Annotated in this window: 17 protein-coding genes and 1 pseudogene; 17 read left to right on the plus strand and 1 reads right to left on the minus strand. The window is 68.2% G+C overall.

What is annotated here, in order from left to right:
- Positions 1 to 254 precede the first annotated feature (254 nt).
- The 12 genes from ACIG5A_RS36505 (at position 255) to trmD (ending at position 11,712) form a co-directional block, all read left to right on the plus strand.
- Positions 255 to 1,658 (plus strand): ammonium transporter, encoded by a 1,404-nt coding sequence (locus ACIG5A_RS36505; RefSeq protein ID WP_397248715.1) that lies wholly within the window; start codon positions 255 to 257, stop codon positions 1,656 to 1,658.
- 5 nt (positions 1,659 to 1,663) lie between these two features.
- Positions 1,664 to 2,002 (plus strand): P-II family nitrogen regulator, encoded by a 339-nt coding sequence (locus tag ACIG5A_RS36510; RefSeq protein ID WP_397249443.1) that lies wholly within the window; start codon positions 1,664 to 1,666, stop codon positions 2,000 to 2,002.
- A gap of 66 nt (positions 2,003 to 2,068) precedes the next feature.
- Positions 2,069 to 4,501, plus strand: coding sequence for a [protein-PII] uridylyltransferase (locus ACIG5A_RS36515; RefSeq protein ID WP_397248717.1), 2,433 nt, complete (start codon positions 2,069 to 2,071; stop codon positions 4,499 to 4,501).
- A 101-nt stretch (positions 4,502 to 4,602) separates the two neighbouring features.
- Positions 4,603 to 4,917 carry a hypothetical protein gene (locus ACIG5A_RS36520; protein WP_397248719.1) on the plus strand — a complete coding sequence of 105 codons (315 nt, stop codon included), beginning with the start codon at positions 4,603 to 4,605 and terminating at the stop codon, positions 4,915 to 4,917.
- A 90-nt stretch (positions 4,918 to 5,007) separates the two neighbouring features.
- Positions 5,008 to 6,555 carry a signal recognition particle protein gene (gene ffh, locus ACIG5A_RS36525; protein WP_397248721.1) on the plus strand — a complete coding sequence of 516 codons (1,548 nt, stop codon included), beginning with the start codon at positions 5,008 to 5,010 and terminating at the stop codon, positions 6,553 to 6,555.
- Between the two features lie 111 nt (positions 6,556 to 6,666).
- On the plus strand, positions 6,667 to 7,761 hold the full coding sequence (locus tag ACIG5A_RS36530; protein ID WP_397248723.1) for an amidohydrolase family protein: 1,095 nt from the start codon (positions 6,667 to 6,669) through the stop codon (positions 7,759 to 7,761).
- Positions 7,762 to 7,819: 58 nt separating this feature from the next.
- Positions 7,820 to 8,803: an LLM class F420-dependent oxidoreductase gene (locus tag ACIG5A_RS36535; protein WP_397248725.1), complete on the plus strand. Its 984-nt coding sequence runs from the start codon at positions 7,820 to 7,822 to the stop codon at positions 8,801 to 8,803.
- Positions 8,804 to 8,859: 56 nt separating this feature from the next.
- On the plus strand, positions 8,860 to 9,597 hold the full coding sequence (locus ACIG5A_RS36540; protein WP_397248727.1) for a class I SAM-dependent methyltransferase: 738 nt from the start codon (positions 8,860 to 8,862) through the stop codon (positions 9,595 to 9,597).
- Between the two features lie 203 nt (positions 9,598 to 9,800).
- The gene (rpsP, locus tag ACIG5A_RS36545) at positions 9,801 to 10,244 is read left to right on the plus strand and encodes a 30S ribosomal protein S16 (RefSeq protein WP_397248729.1); all 444 of its coding nucleotides are present in this window, start codon (positions 9,801 to 9,803) and stop codon (positions 10,242 to 10,244) included.
- Positions 10,245 to 10,487: an RNA-binding protein gene (locus tag ACIG5A_RS36550; protein WP_067782143.1), complete on the plus strand. Its 243-nt coding sequence runs from the start codon at positions 10,245 to 10,247 to the stop codon at positions 10,485 to 10,487.
- Entirely contained in the window at positions 10,488 to 11,012 is a 525-nt protein-coding gene (gene rimM / locus ACIG5A_RS36555) for a ribosome maturation factor RimM (protein ID WP_397248731.1), read from the plus strand.
- Positions 11,013 to 11,019: 7 nt separating this feature from the next.
- Positions 11,020 to 11,712 (plus strand): tRNA (guanosine(37)-N1)-methyltransferase TrmD, encoded by a 693-nt coding sequence (gene trmD, locus ACIG5A_RS36560; RefSeq protein ID WP_397248733.1) that lies wholly within the window; start codon positions 11,020 to 11,022, stop codon positions 11,710 to 11,712.
- 214 nt (positions 11,713 to 11,926) lie between these two features.
- On the opposite strand, the pseudogene ACIG5A_RS36565 reads toward trmD, so the two are convergent.
- Positions 11,927 to 12,809, minus strand: a pseudogene (locus ACIG5A_RS36565) (LuxR C-terminal-related transcriptional regulator).
- Positions 12,810 to 12,870: 61 nt separating this feature from the next.
- On the opposite strand from ACIG5A_RS36565, the gene ACIG5A_RS36570 reads away from it, so the two are divergent.
- The 5 genes from ACIG5A_RS36570 (at position 12,871) to ACIG5A_RS36590 (ending at position 21,255) form a co-directional block, all read left to right on the plus strand.
- The gene (locus tag ACIG5A_RS36570) at positions 12,871 to 14,502 is read left to right on the plus strand and encodes an AMP-binding protein (RefSeq protein ID WP_397248735.1); all 1,632 of its coding nucleotides are present in this window, start codon (positions 12,871 to 12,873) and stop codon (positions 14,500 to 14,502) included.
- Complete coding sequence (locus tag ACIG5A_RS36575) at positions 14,502 to 16,157, plus strand: AMP-binding protein (RefSeq protein WP_397248737.1); 1,656 nt, start codon at positions 14,502 to 14,504, stop codon at positions 16,155 to 16,157. The genes ACIG5A_RS36570 and ACIG5A_RS36575 overlap by 1 nt, the downstream gene beginning before the upstream one ends.
- A gap of 106 nt (positions 16,158 to 16,263) precedes the next feature.
- Positions 16,264 to 18,699: a Tex family protein gene (locus ACIG5A_RS36580; RefSeq protein ID WP_397249445.1), complete on the plus strand. Its 2,436-nt coding sequence runs from the start codon at positions 16,264 to 16,266 to the stop codon at positions 18,697 to 18,699.
- Positions 18,700 to 18,735: 36 nt separating this feature from the next.
- Positions 18,736 to 19,605, plus strand: a complete 870-nt coding sequence (locus ACIG5A_RS36585; RefSeq protein WP_397248739.1) for a hypothetical protein — start codon at positions 18,736 to 18,738, stop codon at positions 19,603 to 19,605.
- Between the two features lie 345 nt (positions 19,606 to 19,950).
- A complete protein-coding gene (locus ACIG5A_RS36590) occupies positions 19,951 to 21,255 on the plus strand; it encodes an FAD-binding oxidoreductase (protein ID WP_397248740.1) in 1,305 nt (434 codons plus the stop codon).
- The last annotated feature ends 17 nt before the right edge of the window (positions 21,256 to 21,272 follow it).

Below are 21,272 nucleotides of genomic sequence, written 5' to 3' on the forward strand. Positions count from 1 at the left end.
GGCACTCGGCGCGGCACGCCGAATATTTGCCCGTTCTACTTGCCGGTAATGCCGACCCGCTCCGGTGCGACACGAACCTCACCACAGCGGGGAAACATCCGGCGCACTTCACGAAACGTGGTAGCAACACAACTGCGTCATGCGTTCACGTCGGTGAAACACGGCGGCGTCACGGATGAAACACCTAATGAGGAACCTTCTGTGCAGGTCCATTTGCCGGTATCGGCTGGGCCCGAGATGAGGAGGAAAACAAGGTGGCATTTCCGCTTACCGGTGCACCGGATACCGGTGACACCGCTTGGATGCTGGCGAGTTCAGCACTGGTGCTGCTGATGACGCCGGGCCTGGCGTTCTTCTACGGCGGCATGGTCCGGTCCAAGAACGTGCTGAACATGATCATGATGAGTATCAGCGCCATGGGCCTGGTCGGCGTGTTGTGGTCGCTGTACGGTTTCTCGGCGGCGTTCGGCGACAACAAGTTCGGCATTGTCGGTGATCCCGCGCAGTTCTTCGGGCTCAAGGGTCTGATCAGCGGCAACTCCGTGGCCGAGGTCAAGGACGCGGCGGGCGCGATCACCACCGAAGCGGTGAATATTCCGCTCATGGGCACGATTCCGATGACCGTGTTCGTCGCGTTCCAATTGATGTTCGCGATCATCACGGTTGCCCTCATCTCGGGTGCGGTTGCCGATCGGCTCAAGTTCGGCGCCTGGCTTTTGTTCGCGGGTATCTGGGCGACGGTCGTCTATTTCCCGGTCGCGCACTGGGTGTTCGATTTCGACGTGACCGACCCGGCGACCAAGGAAATCGTGCACACCGGCGGCTGGATCGCCAACCAGCTGAAGGCGATCGACTTCGCCGGCGGTACCGCGGTGCATATCAACGCCGGTGCGGCGGGCCTGGCCCTGGTGCTGGTGCTCGGTAAGCGCAAGGGCTGGCCGCACACCCCGTTCCGTCCGCACAACCTGCCCTTCGTGATGCTCGGCGCCGGTCTGCTGTGGTTCGGCTGGTTCGGCTTCAACGCCGGTTCCGCGCTGGCCGCCGGTGGCGCCGCCGGTTCCACCTTCATCACCACCACGCTCGCGACCTGTGCCGCCATGCTGGCCTGGCTGCTGGTGGAGAAGCTGCGCGACGGCAAGGCCACCTCGCTCGGCGCCGCTTCGGGCATCGTGGCCGGCCTGGTCGCGATCACCCCGTCCTGCTCCTCGGTGAACGTGCTCGGCGCGCTCGCGATCGGCGCGGTCGCCGGTGCGCTCTGCGCCCTGGCCGTCGGCCTGAAGTTCAAGTTCGGCTTCGACGACTCGCTCGACGTGGTCGGTGTGCACCTCGTCGGCGGTATCGTCGGCACGCTGATGGTCGGCCTGTTCCTGGCGCCCGAGTCGCCCGCCGCGCTGTCGGGCCTCTACGCGAACACCGCGGGCCTGTTCTACGGCGGCGGTATCGACCAGCTGTGGCGCCAGGCCGCGGGCGCCGGTGCGGTTCTCGCCTTCTCGTTTATCGCAACGCTGATCATTGCCTATATCGTGAAATTCACGATCGGGCTGCGCGCCAGCGAGGAAGCCGAATTCGCGGGGATGGACGAGTCCGAGCACGCGGAAACGGCATACGATTTTGCTGCTGTGGGTGGCACGGCACGTACGGCCGTCAAGGAGGCATGACCGCAATGAAACTGATCACCGCAATCGTCAAACCGTTCACACTCGAGGACGTGAAGACAGGTCTGGAGCAGGCGGGCGTGCTGGGCATGACCGTCAGCGAGGTCCAGGGGTACGGCCGCCAGAAGGGCCACACCGAGGTGTATCGCGGCGCCGAATACTCGGTCGATTTCGTCCCCAAGGTCCGGGTCGAGGTCGTCGTCGACGACGCTTCGGTGGACAAGGTCGTCGAGGTCATCGTCGAGGCCTCGCGGACCGGCAAGATCGGTGACGGCAAGGTCTGGGTTACCCCGGTCGAGGCGATCATCCGGGTGCGGACCGGCGAACGCGGTACTGACGCGCTGTAACGAACACAGAGTACGAGCGGCGGCCCCGCTCCCGCCGGAGCACCGGCCGGGGCGGGGCCGCCAGCATTGGATGGGTGGTGGGTCGTGGGTAGTAGTCAGAACAACGCAGCGTCCGATCTGGTCCGGGCACGGACCCAACTGCTCGACGGAGGGCAACCACGCAACCCTCGGCTCGACGCCGAATCGCTGCGGCAGGCGCTGGTCGATCTCTACGAATTGTGGCTCACCAGTAAGGGACATGAGCTCGGTATCACCGCGGACAGCGGTCTGGCGGTGATCGCCGTCGGCGGCCTCGGCCGCAGGGAGATGCTGCCGTATTCGGATCTGGATCTGGTGCTGCTGCACGACGACGTCGACCCGGCGAGGGTGGCCGAGGTCGCCGATCAGCTCTGGTATCCGCTGTGGGACGCGCACATCAAGCTCGACCACAGCGTGCGCACGGTCGCGCAGGCGGTGCGGGTCGCCTCGGAGGACATGATCGCCGCGCTGGGCATGCTGGAGGCCAGGCATATCGTCGGCGATTACGAGCTGAGCAATCTGCTGATCGGCGGGGTGCGCCGGGAATGGCGCACCGGAATCCGTTCCCGCTTCGACGATCTGATCGCCCAGGCGGAGGCCCGCTGGCAGCGCAGCGGTGAGATCGCCCATCGCGCCGAGCCCGACCTGAAGAACGGCCGTGGCGGACTGCGCGATATCCAGCTGCTCGACGCGCTGGCTATCGCTCAACTGACCGACGCGATGCCCGGACTCGGCCCTGACGTGCCAGGGGGCGGTCTGAAGCAAGCACATCGACGGTTGCTGGACGTTCGCACCGAGCTGCATCGAGTGGCCGGACGAGCCCGTGACCAGCTCCGCGCGCAGGATGCCGACGAGATCGGCGGCGCGCTGCGCATCGGCGATCGCTTCGACCTCGCCCGCACGCTCAGCGATTCCGCGCGCACGGTCAGCTACTCCGTCGATGTCGGATTGCGCACGGCCGCCAACGCGCTGCCGCGCCGCGGCCTGGCCAGGCTGCGCCGGATGCCGGTGCGCCGCCCGCTCGACGAGGGCGTCGTCGAACACGGCGGCGAGGTGGTGCTGGCCAGGGACGCGCGGCCGCAGCGCGATCCCGGCCTGATACTGCGGGTCGCCGCGGCCTCCGCGCAGACCGGGCTGCCGATGTCGGCGACCACGCTCAACCGCCTGTCCGAGGATGCGCCGGAACTGCGCGAACCGTGGCCGAAGGACGCGCTCAACGATCTGCTCGTGCTGCTCGGCGCGGGCCGCGGCACCATCGACGCGATCGAGGCGCTGGACCGGACCGGTCTGTGGGGCAGGCTACTTCCGGAATGGGGTGCGGTGCGCGACCTGCCACCGCGCGACGCCATGCACACCTGGACCGTCGACCGTCACCTGATGGAAACCGTCGCCTACGCGAGCGCGCTGAGCACCCGCGTCGCCCGCCCCGACCTGCTCGCGCTCGGTGCGCTGCTGCACGACATCGGCAAGGGCCGCGCGGGGGATCACAGCGTGGTCGGCGCGGAGCTGGCCACACATATCGGCCGCAGGCTCGGCCTGTGGCCCTCGGATGTGCGCACGCTCAGTGCCATTGTGCGCCACCATCTTCTGCTGCCCGAAACGGCGACCCGCCGCGACCTGGCCGATCCGGACACCGTGCAATTCGTCGTCGACATGCTGGGCGGCGATCCGCAGCTGCTCGAACTGCTACACACGCTGGCCGAGGCCGATTCGCTCGCCACCGGCCCCGGCGTCTGGGGTGACTGGAAGGCCTCGCTCATTCGCGACCTGGTCCGGCGCTGCCGTGTGGTGATGGCGGGCGATCAACTGCCGACCCCGGCGCCGATCGAGCCGGATCTGGTGGCGAAGGCCAAGGCGGGCGGCGTGCACGTCGACCTGCGCCCCGGCGAGGGCAAGCACACGCATACCGTCACCGTGATCGCACCCGATACGCCGGGCCTGCTCTCCGATGCCGCCGGCGTGCTCGCGCTGCACTCGTTGCGCGTGCTCTCGGCGGCACTGGGCAGCGAAGGTGAATCGGCGATCAACACCTTCGTCGTCTCGCCCAAGTTCGGTGATCCGCCGGATCCGGGCCTGCTGCGCCAGGAGCTGATCCGGGCCATCGCGGGCGATCTCGACCTGCCCGCCCTGCTGGCCAAGCGGGAACGCGACGCCATCGGCGCCGGACCGAGCCCCTACGCACAGGCGCAGCCGCGGGTGATCTGGTCCGCGACGGCGACACCGGGACAGGCGATTCTCGAACTGCGCGCGGAGGATCGCATCGGTTTGCTGAGCAGGCTCGCCGCGGCGCTCGAGGAATGCGGAGTCGATGTGCGGTGGGCGAAAGTCGTCACGATGGGTTCGGCCGTCGTCGATGCTTTCTGCCTCGAACTCGGCGCCGATGACGGCCCCGAACGGCGCGAAGCGGTCGAAAAGGCGATTCTGGACGTGGTTCCGCGACCCGCTCCGAAGAAACCCGACGATGCGTCGTTGAGTAATTGACGACTCTGTTGCACGCAATTTGCTGGAAGGCATTTCCAGGAGGACCCGCGCACCCTAATATCAGAGCGTCTGGCTATCGCGAGCATGAGGGGAGCAGGTCGGTGGCAATTGAAGTTGTTTCGGCGTCGATGATGACGAGCGACGAGACCACGCATATGGCGCGGTGTGTCGGCGGTGACCGCTGGGTCGTCTCCTGGCTACCGGGCCGGACCCTCAGCGGAGCGCAGGCGGTGACCGCGATGACCATCGCCACCACCGTCGCCACCCAGCCGACCCCGAGCGGCGCCGAATGGGTGCTGCTCGACAGTCTCGCCCTGGAGCTAGGTCTGACCGCCCGCGAGGCGGTCTTCATGGTTGCCCAGGAAAACCACGACTATCGAAAGACCTCGAAACCGCGCCGCCGCTCCCTCGAGTAACCGACGCTTCCGATACCGCTTCGGCTCGAACGGCGTACTCCCATTACCCTGGGAGGCAATTGACGTCCCCCGAGATCAGGAGCGCGATCGGTGTTCGAATCCCTGTCCGACCGGCTTACCGGTGCCCTCAAGGATCTGCGTGGTAAGGGGCGTCTGTCACCGGCCGACATCGACGCCACCTGTCGTGAGATCCGTCTTGCCCTGCTCGAGGCCGACGTCGCGCTGCCCGTCGTGCGCGGGTTCATCGCCAAGATCAAGGAGCGCGCCAAGGGCGCCGAGGTCTCGGCCGCGCTGAATCCGGCCCAGCAGGTCGTGAAGATCGTCAACGAGGAACTCGTCAACATCCTCGGCGGCGAAACCCGCAGGCTGAACCTCGCCAAGAACCCGCCGACCGTGATCATGCTCGCCGGTCTGCAGGGTGCGGGTAAGACCACCCTCGCGGGCAAGCTCGCGAAATGGCTCAAGGGGCAGGGGCATCAGCCGCTGCTGGTGGCCTGCGATCTGCAGCGCCCCGGCGCCGTCACCCAGCTGCAGGTCGTCGGTGAGCGCGCGGGCGTGCCCGTCTTCGCCCCGCACGCGGGCACCTCCATCGGTGGCGGTGACAACCCGCTCGGCATCTCCGCGGCCGACCCGGTCGAGGTGGCGCGCGGCGGTGTCGCCGAGGCGCGCACCAAGCAGTACGACGTGGTCATCGTCGACACCGCGGGCCGCCTCGGTATCGACGCCGAGCTGATGCGCCAGGCCGCTGGCATCCGCGATGCCGTGCAGCCCGACGAGACGCTGTTCGTCCTCGACGCGATGATCGGCCAGGACGCGGTGAACACCGCGGAGGCCTTCCGCGACGGCGTCGGCTTCACCGGCGTCGTGCTCACCAAGCTCGACGGCGACGCCCGCGGTGGTGCGGCCCTTTCGGTGCGCAACGTGACCGGCGCGCCGATCATGTTCGCCTCCACCGGTGAAAAGCTGGAGGACTTCGACGTCTTCCACCCCGACCGGATGGCCTCGCGCATCCTCGGCATGGGCGATGTGCTCACCCTGATCGAGCAGGCCGAACAGGTCTACGACGCGCAGCAGGCCGAGGAGGCCGCGCGCAAGATCGGCAGCGGTGAGCTCACCCTCGAGGACTTCCTCGATCAGATGCTCGCCATCCGCAAGATGGGCCCGATCGGCAACCTGCTCGGCATGCTGCCTGGCGCGGGCCAGATGAAAGACGTTCTCGCACAGGTCGACGACAAGCAGCTGGACCGGGTACAGGCGATCATTCGCGGTATGACCCCGGCGGAGCGGGACAACCCGAAGATCATCAACGCGTCCCGGCGCCTGCGCATCGCCAACGGCTCCGGCGTGCAGGTCTCCGAGGTGAATCAGCTCGTCGACCGGTTCTTCGACGCCAAGAAGATGATGGCGATGATGGGCCGCCAGATGGGCCTGCCCGGCGCGAACCGCCGCAACGCGAAGAAGGGCGGCAAGAAGGGCAAGAAGGGCGGGCGCGGCCCGACCCCGCCGAAGGTGCGCGGCGGCTTCCCCGGCATGCCCGCCGGTATGCCCGACCTGTCGAATATGCCCCCCGGCCTCGATCAGCTGCCGCCGGGACTCGAGGGCTTCGACCTGTCGAAGCTGAAGTTCCCGAACAACTAGCGCGATCTCGCGGCGCCCCGCACCGGGACCACCGGTGCGGGGCGCTGTCTCGTTCCTGGGCGGACCGCGCGCGGTAGGTTGGGGGCAGCCGATGACGTCCAGGAGGTCGCTGTGCATCTGCGAGGTGTGGTTCTCCCCGGTGACGAGGTGCGCGACCTATGGGTGCGCGACGGGCTGGTCTCCTTCGAACCGCAGCGCGACGCCGAAACCCTGTGTGCCGCAGGCTGGATCGTGCCTGGACTGGTCGACGCGCACTGCCACGTCGGCATCAGGTACGGCGGCGGTGACGAGGATCGCGACGGCGCGATCGCGCAGGCCGAAACCGAGCGCGACGCGGGTGCGCTGCTGCTGCGGGATGCCGGATCGCCCATCGACACCCGGTTCATCGACGAGCACGCGGAACTGCCGCGAATCATCAGGGCGGGCAGGCATATCGCGCGTCCACGCCGCTACATCCGCGAGCTCGGCATCGAGCTCGACGATGAGCGCGAGCTGCCCGACATCGTCGCCGAGCAGGCGCGTTTCGGCGACGGCTGGGTGAAGATCGTCGGCGACTGGATCGATCGCGCGGTCGGCGATCTGCGTCCGCTGTGGAGCGACGCCGTCCTCAAAGAGGCCATCGATGCCGCGCATGCCAACGGGGCCAGGGTGACCGCGCACGTCTTCGGCGAGGACGCGCTGCCCGGCCTGATCAACGCGGGCATCGACTGCCTCGAGCACGGCACCGGCCTCACCGACGACACCATCGAGCTGATGGTCGAACACGGCACCGCGCTGGTGCCGACCCTGATCAATATCGACACCTTTCCCGAAATCGCCGACGGCGCAGGTAAATTCCCCACCTACGCCGCGCACATGCGCGATCTGCACCGCCGTGTCCGAGGCACCGTCGGCAACGCGCACGACGCGGGCGTGCCGATCTTCGCCGGCACCGACGCGGGCGGTTCGATCCGCCACGGCCGCATCGCCGACGAGATCACCGCGCTCGCGGGCGCGGGCCTGTCCGCCCACGACGCGCTCGGCGCCGCCTCCTGGAACGCGCGGACCTGGCTCGATCGCCCAGGCATCGCGCACGGCGCTCCCGCCGATTTCGTCGTCTACCGCGAAGACCCCCGCGCACACCCGGCCATGCTCACCGATCCGGAGTGGATCGTCCTGCGGGGCCGGGTGGTCAAAGCGGGCGGCCCGGTGACCGGCCACCGCTGACCGCGGCGAATCGTCCGGGTCCCTGCGCCGCGGGTGCGGCGGGAGTAGCGTCGATCGGGTGACAATTCGCCTGGGCTACCAGATGCCCAACTTCAGCTATGGCCAGCCGGTACGTGAGCTTTTTCCCACGGTGGTCGCGCAGGCCAGGGAGGCCGAGAGCGCGGGCTTCGACACCGTGTTCGTGATGGACCACTTCTATCAGCTGCCGGGTCTCGGCACCCCGGACGCGCCGATGCTCGAGGCGTACACCGCACTGTCCGGTATCGCCGCCTCGACCGAGCGCATCCAGTTGTCGGCGCTGGTCACCGGCAACACCTATCGCAACCCCGCGCTCACCGCCAAGACCGTGACCACACTGGACGTGGTGAGCGGCGGGCGCGCGGTGCTCGGCATCGGCGCGGGCTGGTTCGAGCTCGAGCACACCTCGTACGGCTTCGAATTCGGTACCTTCACCGATCGCTTCGAGCGGCTCGACGAGGCATTGCAGATCATCCAGCCGATGCTGCGCGGTGCGCACTCCACGTTCGACGGCAAGTGGTATCACACCGAAGACGCCATGAACGAGCCGCGCATTCGTGACGACCTGCCGATCCTGCTCGGCGGTGGCGGGGAGAAGAAGACGTTCGGCCTGGCCGCCCGCTTCGCCGACCATCTCAACATCGTCTGCAACGCCTCCGAACTGCCGCGCAAGATCGAGGCGCTGCATCGGCGGTGCGCCGAAATCGGCCGTGACCCACAGACTCTCGAAGTCAGCTATCTGTCCTTCGTGATGATCGACGAGGACGGCGACCGGGTGCGCAAGCAGCAGCAGGACATGCTGAGCGGCCTCGGCATCGACCTCGCCGGGCTGTCGGCCGAGGAACGCGCGCAGACACCGGCCGACCGTCAATTCGTCGGCACGCCGGACGAGGTGGCCGAACAGTTGCAGGCCAGGGTGCTCGCCCACGGTGTCCAGGGCCTGATCATCAACATGGTCACCAACGGGCACGAACCCGGCGCCGTCGATCTCGCGGGCCGGACACTCGCGCCGCTGGTGCGCTGATCACTCAGCGATTCGGACAGCGCCCCGATTGCCTTGGTGCTGGCTAGAATTGGGCCATGACGACCGTTCAGCCGCGTAGCTCGTACGGTATCGACGCGCCGCCGGTGGTCGTCGGGCTCGCGCTCGGCATCGTCGTCAATCTGCTCAGTGCGCTGCTCGTCGGGATCTTCTTGAATACGGTGGCGGGCTGGGTGGTCGCGCTGTTCGCGCTGCCGACGATCGCCCAGCTCGCGCTGTATCTGCACAGCACCCGGCGTGGCAAGTTCCTGGTGTGGGCGGAACTGCTCGGCAACCTCGGGCTGCGCGGCGACGAACGCCTGCTCGACCTGGGCTGCGGCCGTGGCGCCGTCCTGATCGCCGCCGCCCGCCGCCTGCCGGCCGGGCGCGCCGTCGGCGTCGACCTCTGGCGCTCGGTCGACCAGTCCGGGAACAGCGAAGAGACCACCATGCGCAACGCGGCCGCCGAGGGCGTCGCGGACCGCGTCGAACTGCGCACCGGCGATATGACCGCACTTCCGTTCCCGGACAACGACTTCGACGTCGTGGTCTCCAGCCTCGCCATCCACAACATCAAATCCGCCGACGGTCGCATCGCCGCCGTCCGCGAGGCCGTGCGCGTGCTCCGCCCCGGCGGGCACCTGGTGATCGCCGATATCGGCCGCACCCACGAATACGAGACCACCCTCGCCACCCTGGGCGCCCTCAGCCTCGCCCGCCACCGCCTCGACTACCGCATGTGGTGGGGCGGCCCCTGGCTGTCCACCTACGCCGTCACCGCCATCGCCCCCGACTGATCCGCCGGCGCCGATCGAGGGCGATTTCGGGGGTGGTGGGGCGGTCTGGCAGAATGGAGCATCGTCCTTCCTGGACAAGTGTCAGCCCGTCTCCGGTTCCGTACCGCGCGGCGGTCACACACTCCAAGCGCAAAACCGGGCCCGCAGACCATGCGAGTCGCTGAATTGCGCCGTGACCAACCAATGAAAGGCAGAGTCAGCACATGGCTGTCCGCATCAAGCTCACCCGTCTCGGCAAGATCCGCAACCCGCAGTACCGCGTGGTCATCGCCGACGCCCGCACCCGTCGTGACGGCCGTGCGATCGAGTCGGTCGGCAAGTACCACCCGAAGGAAGAGCCGTCGCTGATCGAGATCAACTCGGAGCGCGTGCAGTACTGGCTGGGTGTCGGCGCGCAGCCGACCGAGGCCGTCCAGCGTCTGCTGGAGATCACCGGTGACTGGCAGAAGTTCAAGGGCCTGCCGGGCGCCGAGGGCACCCTCAAGGTGAAGGCCGCGAAGCCGTCCAAGCTCGACCTGTTCAACGCCGCGCTCGCCGCCGCCGACAACGAGCCGGTCGCCGAGGCCGTCACCCCCAAGAAGAAGGCCGCCAAGAAGGACGAGGCCGAGGCTGCCGCCGAGGCCACCGAGACCGAAGCCGCCGAGTAAATGAGTGCCGTCGTGGCTGATGCCGTCGAACATCTGGTTCGCGGCATCGTCGCCAATCCCGACGACGTCCGTGTCGAGCTGATCACCGGCCGTCGCGGGCGCACCGTCGAGGTGCACGTTCATCCTGAAGACCTGGGCAAGGTGATCGGCCGCGGTGGGCGTACCGCGACCGCGCTGCGCACCCTCGTCGCCGGTATCGGCGGCCGGGGCATCCGGGTCGACGTGGTCGACACCGACCAGTAGATGGAACTTGTCGTAGGACGGGTCGCCAAGTCGCACGGTGTGCGCGGCGAACTTGTCGTCGAGGTCCGCACCGACGAGCCGCAGGCGCGTTTCGCGCCGGGCTCGACGCTGCGTGGCAAGCTGGCGCGCTCGAAAGAGGTCCGCGACTTCACCGTGGAGTCGGCCCGGGAACACTCGGGCCGGCTTCTGGTGTTTCTCGCCGGGGTCGCCGACCGCACCGCGGCCGACGCGCTGCGCGGCACACTGTTCGTGATCGATACCGCGGATCTGCCGCCGTCGCAGGATCCGGACGAGTACTACGACCACGAACTGGAGGGGCTGACCGTTCAGCTCACCGACGGCACCGTGGTCGGCACCGTCACCGAGGTGCTGCATTCCGCTGCCGGAGAACTACTTTCCGTGCGAGCCGTGGAAGACAAGCGGGAGATCCTGATCCCGTTCGTCACCGCCATCGTGCCCACCGTGTCACTGGCGGACCGGCTCGTCGTCATCGATCCGCCCGAGGGACTTCTCGATCCGGAATGAGGTCGGCGTGAAACTCGATGTCGTCACGATCTTCCCGGAGTATCTGGAGCCGCTGCGAACGGCATTGCTGGGCAAGGCGATCGATAAGGGCCTGATCTCCCTGGACGTGCACGATCTGCGCCGCTGGACGCACGACGTGCACAAGTCGGTCGACGATGCGCCGTACGGCGGCGGGCCGGGCATGGTCATGAAGCCGACCATCTGGGGTGACGCGCTCGACGAGGTATGCCCCGACGACGCACTGCTGGTCGTCCCGACCCCCGCCGGCGTTCCCTTCACCCAGGCCACCGCACAGCGCTGGGCGGGGGAGAAGCATCTCGTCTTCGCTTGCGGCCGTTACGAAGGCATCGATCAGCGGGTCTTCGACGACGCCGCCCGCCGCGTCCGCGTCGAAGAGGTCAGCATCGGCGATTACGTCCTCATCGGCGGCGAGGCCGCGGTACTCGTGATGACCGAGGCGGTGGTCCGCCTGCTGCCCGGTGTGCTCGGTAATCAGCAATCCCACCAAGAGGATTCGTTCTCCGACGGACTCCTCGAAGGGCCGAGTTATACCCGCCCGGTGTCCTGGCGCGGGTTGGATGTGCCGCCGATCCTGCTCTCCGGCGATCATGCCAAGGTGGCGGCCTGGCGGCACGAGCAGTCACTCGAGCGCACCCGCGAGCGCCGCCCCGATCTGCTCCCGGCCCCGACTGAAAGCTGATCGATTATTCGGCGGCGCAGGGGGAAGGCGACTTCACCTCGACCTGTACGTCTTTCGATCCGACTGTGTCGCGCAGGAGGATTACCCGGTATCCGCGAGAATTCTCATACGATCGCTCCACGGGATCTTCCTCCCGCCCAAGGATTTTGACCTCTGGACTTCGGGTGAAGCCATGCGCGGCAAGTGAATCCACTCCGCTCACGAGGTCGAGGAATCAGGGGAGCAGGCCGTATCTGCGGGCGATGGAGACGGCCTCGTGGCGAGAGCGGGCGTCGAGTTTGGTCATGGCGTTGCGGAGATAGCTCTTGATCGTTTCCGAGCCGAGGGAAAGGCGCTGGGCCACTTCGTGGTTGGTACAGCCGAGGGCGATCTGAGACAGGACGTCGAGTTCGCGGCGGGACAGCCGGGGCGCGTCGCCCTCCGGCTCGCCGATGAGCACCTTGGACAGTCGTTCGCTGAGGGAATGCAAACGGCCGCGTAGGTTCTCGTCCAGCGATCCGAGGGCCATGCCGCGCAAGTTCCGAATTGATGTCGCGCAGTTCCTCCGCGACGGCCGGTGCGGTGGCGGGGGACGGGGTCGTCGATTCCAGCAGCCGCAGGCGGCGGTCCACCTCGTCGCGGATGGCGATCTCGGCGGCCAGGCGGCGCCCGGCGTACAGGACGAGTTCGGTGGTGCGGTCGCCGAGCGGCGCCTCACCGCGGGTCGCGGCGTAGAGGACGGCGCGCGACTGGTTCGCGACGACCACCGGCACGGCGACGATGGAACGCAGGCCCTCCCCGGAGACCGGCCCGTCGTAGTGGTGGGTGATGGTGGTCGCGTTGTAGTAGTCCGAGACCGAGGCGGGCCTGCGGGTGTCGATCACCCGGCCGCCGAGCCCGGAGGAGCGCAGCACGGTCAGCCCGCGCAGCCCGTTGGTCGTGGTGCCGAAGAGTTCCGAAAGCAGCAGGGCGTCATCGTGCACCTCGCCGCCGAACACCACCGGCACCCCGGTTTTCCCCGCCACCCAGCGGAGTTCGGCACGAAGCGCATCGCCGTCACGAGGGCGCAGCATGGTGGTCAAGAGACTCACCCCTTTTCGGGGGTAGTGGCGGAACATGTGTGACCCACATCCTATTAGAGACTGGGGTGGCCTGGATCACTGATTGCGAGAGGGTGCGATGAGCTCAGATTTGAATGAGCGGGTGCGCGAGTTGCTGGCCTTGTACGACGGCCCCGAAGCGTGCGCGGCGGCGTTGCTGTGCGATCGGCACCCGGCCGAGGCGGTCGCGTTCACCATCGTCGAGTCCGACCTGTCTTCGACCGACCTCACCTACGGTGAACTGCGGGAGCGCTCGGCGCGATTCGCGGCGGCACTGGCCGGTCTCGGTGTCGAACCGGGTGCGCGGGTGGCCACGCTGATGTCGAAGTCGGCGGATCTGGTGGTGGCGCTTCTCGGTATCTGGCGCAATGGTGCGGTGCACGTGCCGCTGTTCACCGCGTTCGCGCCGCCCGCCATCGCGTTCCGGTTGGAGGCGAGCCGCGCGGCGGTCGTCATCGCCGATGCCGATCAGGCGAGCAAGCTGGCGCCGGGCGACGATATCCCCGCCGATCCGGTGTGGAAGCTGGTCATCGCCGGTGACGCGCCCGCGGGCGCGCTGAGCATGACCGAACTGCTGGCCGATCATTCGCCCGACGACCCGCGCGCCATCGCGGTGCCGGTGGGCGGCGACGGAATCCTGGTGCAGCTGTTCACCAGTGGCACCACCGGTACGCCCAAGGGCGTGCCGATTCCGGTGCGCGCGCTCGCGTCCTTCGTCGCGTATCAGGAGTTCTCCCTCGATGTCCGCCCGGACGACGTGTACTGGAACGCCGCCGATCCCGGCTGGGCCTACGGGCTGTACTGGGCCATCCTCAGCCCGCTCGCGACCGGTATCCGCAGCCTGCTGCTGCACGCGCCGTTCTCGCCCGCGCTGACCTGGCAGGTGCTGCAGCGGTTCGGTGTCACCAACTTCACCGCCGCGCCCACCGTGTATCGCGCGCTGCGTGCCGATACCGCAACGGCTCCAACGGGTTTCACGCTGCGCCGGGCGTCGTCGGCGGGTGAGCCGCTGACGCCGGACGTCGTCTCGTGGTCGATCGAGACGCTCGGGCTCGCGGTCCGTGACCACTACGGCCAGACCGAGCACGGCATGCTGATCTGCAATTCCTGGCATCCCGCGCTGGATGTGGACGCGCCCGCCGGTTCCATGGGCCGGACGATGCCGGGCTGGACGTGCGGCGTGCTGGCCGACGACGCCGATACCGAGGTGGCGCCAGGGGAACTGGGCCGGGTCGCCGTCGACACCGAGAACAGCCCGCTGATCTGGTTCCTCGGCTATCTCGAGGCGCCCGAACGCACCGCGCAGCGGTTCACCGCGGACGGCCGCTGGTATCTGACCGGCGACGCCGGATCGCGCGACGCCGACGGGTTCTTCCACTTCTCCTCCCGCGACGACGACGTGATCATCATGGCGGGCTACCGGATCGGCCCGTTCGAGATCGAGAGCGTGCTGGTGCTGCACGATCAGGTCGCCGAGGCGGCGGTGGTCGGTATGCCCGATTCGCTGCGCGGCGAGGTTGTCGAGGCATTCGTGGTGCTGCGCAACGGTTTCGAGCCGAGTCCGGAGCTGGCGACGGATCTGCAGAATTTGGTGAAGAAGAAGTTCGCCGCGCACGCCTATCCGCGCACGGTGCACTTCGTCGCCGCGCTGCCGAAGACGCCGAGCGGCAAGGTGCAGCGGTACATCCTGCGCCAGCAGGGAGTTCGGTGATGCGGGCATCGAACGGCGCGCACGCGCCGCTGCCGAGCTACGCGTCGGGCACCTCGGACACCCCACTGCTCGGGGACACCATCGGCGCCAACTTCGATCGCACCGTGGCCGCCTTCCCCGATCGGGAAGCGCTGGTGGACAGGCCATCCGGGCGGCGCTGGACCTACCGTGAGCTCGCCGCCGCCATCGACGCCGTGGCCACCGGACTCGCGGAGCTCGGCATCGGCAAGGGCGACCGGGTCGGCATCTGGGCGCCCAACTGCGCCGAATGGTTCCTCGTGCAGTACGCGACGGCCAAACTCGGCGCGATCCTGGTCAATATCAATCCGGCGTACCGCACCAGCGAATTGGCGTACGTGCTCGACCAGGCCGGTGTGCGGATGCTGATCGCCGCGCGCGAGTTCAAGTCGTCGAACTACGTCGCGATGATCGACGAGGTCCGCCCGCAGTGCCACGGGCTCGAACAGGTGCTGATCCTCGGCTCGCTGGAGTGGGCGGCGGTGACGCGCACCGCGATCGATGCCGAGCGGCTCGGCGCGGTCGCGGCGACGCTGTCCATGGACGACCCGATCAACATCCAGTACACCTCCGGCACAACGGGTTTCCCGAAGGGCGCCACGCTCAGCCATCACAACATCCTGAACAACGGCTACTTCGTCGGTGAGCTGTGCGGCTACACCGAACTGGACCGGATCTGCGTTCCGGTGCCGTTCTATCACTGCTTCGGCATGGTGATGGCCAATCTGGCCAGCACGAGTCACGGTGCGGCGGTGATCATTCCGGCGCCGTCGTTCGAACCGGTGACCACGCTGGAGGCCGCCGCCGCGGAGCATTGCACCTCGCTGTACGGCGTGCCGACCATGTTCATCGCGATGCTCGCCGAGCTCGACGGCGGTCCGGCCGTCGACCTTTCGGCCCTGCGCACCGGCATCATGGCGGGTTCACCGTGCCCGGTCGAGGTGATGAAGCGGGTCATCGATCGGCTCGGCATGGACGAGGTGTGCATCTGCTACGGCATGACCGAGACCTCGCCGGTGTCCACTCAGACCCGCCGCGACGACAGCATCGACCGGCGCACCGCGACCGTCGGCCGGGTCGGTCCGCACCTCGAGGTCAAAATCGTCGATCCCGCAACGGGTTTGACGGTGCCGCGCGGTGAGCCGGGCGAGCTGTGCACCCGCGGCTACTCGGTGATGCTCGGCTACTGGGGCGAACCGGGGAAGACGGCCGAATCGATCGACGCGGCCCGCTGGATGCACACCGGCGATATCGGGGTGATGGACGACGACGGCTATCTCGCGATCACCGGCCGGATCAAGGACATGGTGATCCGCGGCGGGGAGAACATCTATCCGCGCGAGATCGAGGAATTCCTCTACACCCACCCGGACATTCTGGACGCCCAGGTGATCGGAGTGCCCGATCCGAAATACGGTGAGGAGCTGATGGCCTGGCTCCGGCTGCGCGAGGGTGCCGCGCCGCTGGACGCGGCCACGCTGCGCGAATACTGCACCGGTCAGCTGGCGCACTTCAAGATTCCGCGCTATGTCCACATCGTCGACGAGTTCCCGATGACGGTGACCGGCAAGATCCGCAAGGCCGAAATGCGTGATATGGCCCAGACGATCCTGGTGCTGTCCGAGCAACACACGTGACGCACGGTGAGAGGCTCGCTGAGGCGGGGCAGCGCGCGGCGGTAGTGTTTCCTCCGTGACGACAGCGCCCGAGACTGCCAGTTCCGAAACCGTCCGTGCAGGGACGATCGGCTCCGCCACCGCGAGCAACGCCAGCGTCAACCGTCGCATCGCCGACGAGCTAGCGGTGCGCGAGACCCAGGTGAGCGCCGCCGTCGAGCTGCTCGACGCGGGCTCGACGGTGCCGTTCATCGCGCGGTACCGCAAGGAGGTCACCGGCGGCCTCGACGACGCCCAGCTGCGCCAGCTCGACGAGCGCCTGCACTACCTGCGCGAACTCGACGAGCGCCGGGCCTCGATCATCGAATCCATCCGTGGCCAGGGCAAATTGGATGACGCGCTGCATCAGCAGCTGATGCTCGCCGAGACCAAGGCCAGGCTGGAGGACATCTACCTGCCGTACAAGCCGAAGCGGCGCACCAAGGCGCAGATCGCGCGCGAGGCGGGCCACGAGCCGGTGGCCGATGCGCTGATCGGCGATCCGGCCACCGATCCGGCGCAGTACACCGCCGAGCAGCTCGACGGCGCACGCGCCATCCTGGTCGAGCGATTCGCCGAGGACGCCGACCTGGTCGGCGAGCTGCGCGAGCTGATGTGGAACCGCGGGCAGGTGAGCTCGACGGTGCGCGCGGGCAAGGAGGAGGCGGGCGCGAAATTCGCCGACTACTTCGAATTCAGCGAGCCGTTCAACAAGCTGCCCTCGCACCGGATCCTGGCGCTGCTGCGCGGTGAGAAGGAAGAGGTGCTCACCCTGCACCTCGAGCCGGACACCGAAGCTGCATCCGATGGGCGCTCCGCAGGCTCCGCGCCTGCCGGAGCGGGGGAGCGCACGATCTACGAGGGCCGCATCGCCGTCGCCTTCGATATCGCGGATCGCGGCCGTGCCGCCGACAGCTGGCTGCTGGACACCGTGCGCTGGGCCTGGCGCACGAAACTGCAAGTGAGCCTTGGTATCGACACGCGGATGCGGTTGCGTCAGCAGGCCGAGAAGGATGCGGTCGACGTGTTCGCCGCGAACCTGCGCGACCTGTTGCTCGCCGCGCCCGCGGGCACCAGGACCACCATGGGCCTGGACCCGGGCTACCGCACCGGCGTGAAGGTGGCCGTCGTCGACGCCACCGGCAAGGTGGTCGCCACCGAGGTGATCTACCCGCACAAGCCGCAGGGGCAGACCGAGAAGTCGCTCGCGGTGCTCGGCGCCCTGGTTGCCCGGTTCGGTGTCGAACTCATCGCCATCGGCAACGGCACCGCCTCGCGCGAGACCGATGCCCTTGCCGCGGAACTGATTTCGCGCATCCCGGAGAACAAGCCGACCAAGATCGTGGTGTCCGAGGCCGGTGCGTCGGTGTACTCCGCCTCGGCCTACGCCTCGGCGGAACTGCCCGATATGGACGTCTCGCTGCGCGGTGCGGTGTCGATCGCGCGCCGGCTGCAGGATCCGCTGGCCGAGCTGGTGAAGATCGATCCGAAATCCATCGGTGTCGGTCAGTACCAGCACGACGTCTCCGAAACCCTGCTCGCCCGCTCGCTGGGTGCGGTGGTCGAGGACGCGGTGAACGCGGTCGGCGTCGACGTCAACACCGCATCGGTGCCGCTGCTCTCCCGGGTATCGGGTATCGCCAATTCGATCGCGGAAAGCATTGTGGCGCACCGTGATCAGCACGGCCCGTTCCGCAGCAGGACCGCGCTGCTCAGTGTGCCCCGGCTCGGTCCGAAGGCCTTCGAACAGTGCGCGGGCTTCCTGCGCATCCGCGGCGGTGACGACCCGCTCGACACCTCCGCGGTGCACCCCGAGGCCTACCCGGTGGTGCGGCGCATTCTGGAGTCCACCGGCCGCGGCGTCGCCGACATCATCGGCAACAGCACGGTGCTGCGCGCGCTGAAGCCGGTCGAATTCACCGACGACAAATTCGGTGTGCCGACGGTCAGCGACATCATCTCCGAGCTGGAGAAGCCCGGCCGCGACCCACGTCCGGAATTCAAGACCGCCGAATTCGCCGCGGGCGTGGAGAAGGTCGCCGATCTGAAGCCGGGCATGGTGCTCGAGGGCGTGGTCACCAATGTGGCCGCGTTCGGCGCGTTCGTCGATGTCGGCGTGCACCAGGACGGGCTCGTGCACGTCTCGGCGCTGTCGCACAATTTCGTCAAGGATCCGCGCGAGGTGGTCAAGTCCGGCGACGTGGTCAAGGTCAAGGTGCTCGAGGTCGATGTGGCACGCCAGCGCATCGGGCTTTCGCTGCGGCTCGACGACGAACCGGGTGCGGGCGGCAAGGGTGAGCCGCGCGGCCGTGGCCAGGGTGAGCGTGGCCGCGGCGGCAACGACGGCGGCGGTCAGCGCGGTGGTCAGGGCAGGCAGCAGGGCCAGGGCCGCAATCAGGGTCAGGGCCAGGGCAAGCAGAGCCAGAACCGGAACCAGTCGCAAGGACGCAACGACCGCCGCAACGCGCCCGCGCCGAGCGGTTCGATGGCGGATGCGTTGCGCAGGGCCGGATTCGGGCAGTAGGTGGCGCACACCACGGACGGAGGAATGTAGGAGCCCATGCGACGGTGGCTCGACGAGATGAGCGCGCAGGGCCGGTTGCCGCTGCTGTGCTTTCTTTTCGGGTTCATCGTCGGCTTCCTGCTCATCCGGCTCAGCGTCCGGCTGATCCGCAAGCAAGTGCGCTGGTGGCCAGGCAACCTGCGCTCCGGTGGTGTGCACATCCATCACATGGTGTTCGGGGTGATCCTGATGCTGCTGTCCGGCATCGGCATGGTCACCCTGTACCAGAGCGCCGACACCATGACGGCCGGCCTGCTCGCGGCGGCCTTCGGTGTCGGCGCCGCCCTGACCCTCGACGAGTTCGCGCTGATCTTCTATCTGCGCGACGTGTACTGGGAGGAGCAGGGGCGCACCTCGGTCGACGCGGTATTCGTCGCGCTCGCGGTGACCGGGCTGCTGCTGCTGGGCTTCCACCCGCTGTGGCTGTTGGATATCAACGACTTCCGCAGCGGCGGCAATATCGAGGTGCGGATCTTCGTCGTCGCGTTCGCGGTGGTGAACCTCGGCCTCGCCGCCGTCGTGATCGCCAAGGGCAAGATCTGGACCGGCCTGTTCGGCATGTTCTTCCTGCCACTGCTCGTGGTCGGCGCGTTGCGGTTGAGCAGGCCGGGCGCACCGTGGGCGCGCTGGCGCTACGCCGACCGGCGCAGGCTGATGTACCGCTCGATCGTGCGTGAGCGGCGCTATCGGCGTCCGGTGATCCGGGCCAAGATCTTCGTCCAGGACCTGATCGCCGGCAAGCCCGATGTCGAGCACGTGCGCATGGCCGCCGAGGCGGAGCTGACCCGGACCGTGGTGCCCGCGCCGCCCGCGCCACCGCCGCGGTATCACCTGCCGTGGTCCTCGGAGCACGGACCCGATCACTGAATCGCCGCGCTCCGAGTCGGCAAGGCGTGCCTGTATCGATGCCTTGGCCTCGGTGCGCGCTGGTTGCCGACTCCGCGGTCCGAATCGGTAAGGCATGATGCAGCGTGGTCGCCACGGCTGTCACAGAGTGCGCACCTGATCGATGGATGCTGCCTTCGAACGGGAGCCGATTCGCACGGTGCCCTGCGTCGCGGCGATGGTATTCGAAGCGTTGACCGGTGTCGGCTTCGATGTGCCGATTATTTGCGAGTGATGCGGGCAGTCGTGGCATGTGCCAGTCTGGCATGAGGTGTCAACGATTTCCGCGTGTGTTCATCCGGCGCGTGGAGTGGAGAGGAAGCACACGTGAGTTTCGACGGTTTGCGCGAGGCGGTGCGTGGCCAGGTGCTGCTGGCCGGGGACGAGGGTTTCGCGCAGGCGAGCACGCCGTGGAATGTGACGGTGGCGCAGCCCGTCGCGGCGGTGGTCACGGCAGCCGACGCGGATGATGTCGCCGCGCTGATCGCTTACGCGCGGCGGGCCGGTCTGAGCGTGGCCGCACAATCGACCGGGCACGGTGCCTCCGGAGACGTCGACGGCGTCATCCTGCTGCGCACCGGCCTGTTGAATCAGGTGGAAGTCGATGTCGATCGCCGCGTGGCGCGGATGGGAGCCGGCGCCAAGGCGGGACAGGTGCAGGCGGCGGCCGCGGCACACGGGCTGACCGCACTCCCGGGGAGCAGCCCCGTGGTCGGCGTGGCCGGATATCTGCTCGGTGGCGGGCTGAGCTGGTTCAGCCGCAAACACGGCTGGGCCTCGGATGCCGTGCGCGCCTTCGAGATCGTCGATGCCGACGGCCGCCAGGCGCGGGTCACCGCCGAATCGGATCCGGAGCTGTTCTGGGGATTGCGCGGCGGCGGTGGCGATGTCGCGGTGGTGACCGCGATCGAATGCGAATTGTTCCCCGCGGCAGGGCTGTACGGCGGCCGGGTGCTGTGGCCGGGCGAGCGGACCCGCGAGGTCTTCGCCGCCTTCCAGGAGCTCACCGCGAGCGCTCCCGCGGAACTGTCGGTGTGGCTGCACCGGATCCAACCTCCCGGCGGTGCACCGCTGGTCGGTCTGGATGCCGCCTACCTCGGTGACCCGGAGGCTGGCAAAGCGCTACTGGCCGTGTTGGATTCGCTCGGCGGCACGATCGCCGACACGCGCGGGGTGGTGCCGCTCGCCGATTTCGGCGGCATCTGCGCCGAGCCGACCGATCCCACCCCGGCGCTGACCCGCGGCGCGCTGCTCACCGACCTGGGCGACGCGGTCGCGGAGCTGCTGATCGACGGACCGATCGCGCCGCTGGTCTCCCTTCAGATCCGCCACCTCGGCGGCGCGCTCACCGAACCGGTGGCCACGCCGGGCGCGCGCGGCCCGGTCGCCGAGCCCTTCTTGGTGAACCTGCTCGGCATCGGCCTGCCGCACCTCGCCGACGCGGTACTCGCCCGTCAGCGCGAGCTACTCGACGCGCTGTCCGGCCACACCGGCCCCACCCCCTACACCTTCCTCGCCGCGGGCGACCGGGCCGCGTCCGCCTTCGACGACCCGACCGTGGCCCGCCTGCGCGCCCTCAAACAGGCCCGCGACCCACACGGCACGTTCCGCGCTAGCTTCCCCCTGCACTGACCACAGCCGCACACCCT

It is taken from the genome of Nocardia sp. NPDC052566 (assembly GCF_044547285.1).
Lineage (GTDB): Bacteria > Actinomycetota > Actinomycetes > Mycobacteriales > Mycobacteriaceae > Nocardia.

Bases quoted from the DNA above. Each gene is read 5' to 3' on its own strand.
- ACIG5A_RS36550 (WP_067782143.1), top strand. From the start codon at position 10,245: ATGAGTGCCGTCGTGGCTGATGCCGTCGAACATCTGGTTCGCGGCATC.
- ACIG5A_RS36510 (WP_397249443.1), top strand. From the start codon at position 1,664: ATGAAACTGATCACCGCAATCGTCAAACCGTTCACACTCGAGGACGTG.
- rimM (WP_397248731.1), top strand. From the start codon at position 10,488: ATGGAACTTGTCGTAGGACGGGTCGCCAAGTCGCACGGTGTGCGCGGC.
- ACIG5A_RS36585 (WP_397248739.1), top strand. From the start codon at position 18,736: ATGCGACGGTGGCTCGACGAGATGAGCGCGCAGGGCCGGTTGCCGCTG.
- ACIG5A_RS36575 (WP_397248737.1), top strand. From the start codon at position 14,502: ATGCGGGCATCGAACGGCGCGCACGCGCCGCTGCCGAGCTACGCGTCG.
- ACIG5A_RS36570 (WP_397248735.1), top strand. From the start codon at position 12,871: ATGAGCTCAGATTTGAATGAGCGGGTGCGCGAGTTGCTGGCCTTGTAC.
- ACIG5A_RS36540 (WP_397248727.1), top strand. From the start codon at position 8,860: ATGACGACCGTTCAGCCGCGTAGCTCGTACGGTATCGACGCGCCGCCG.
- rpsP (WP_397248729.1), top strand. From the start codon at position 9,801: ATGGCTGTCCGCATCAAGCTCACCCGTCTCGGCAAGATCCGCAACCCG.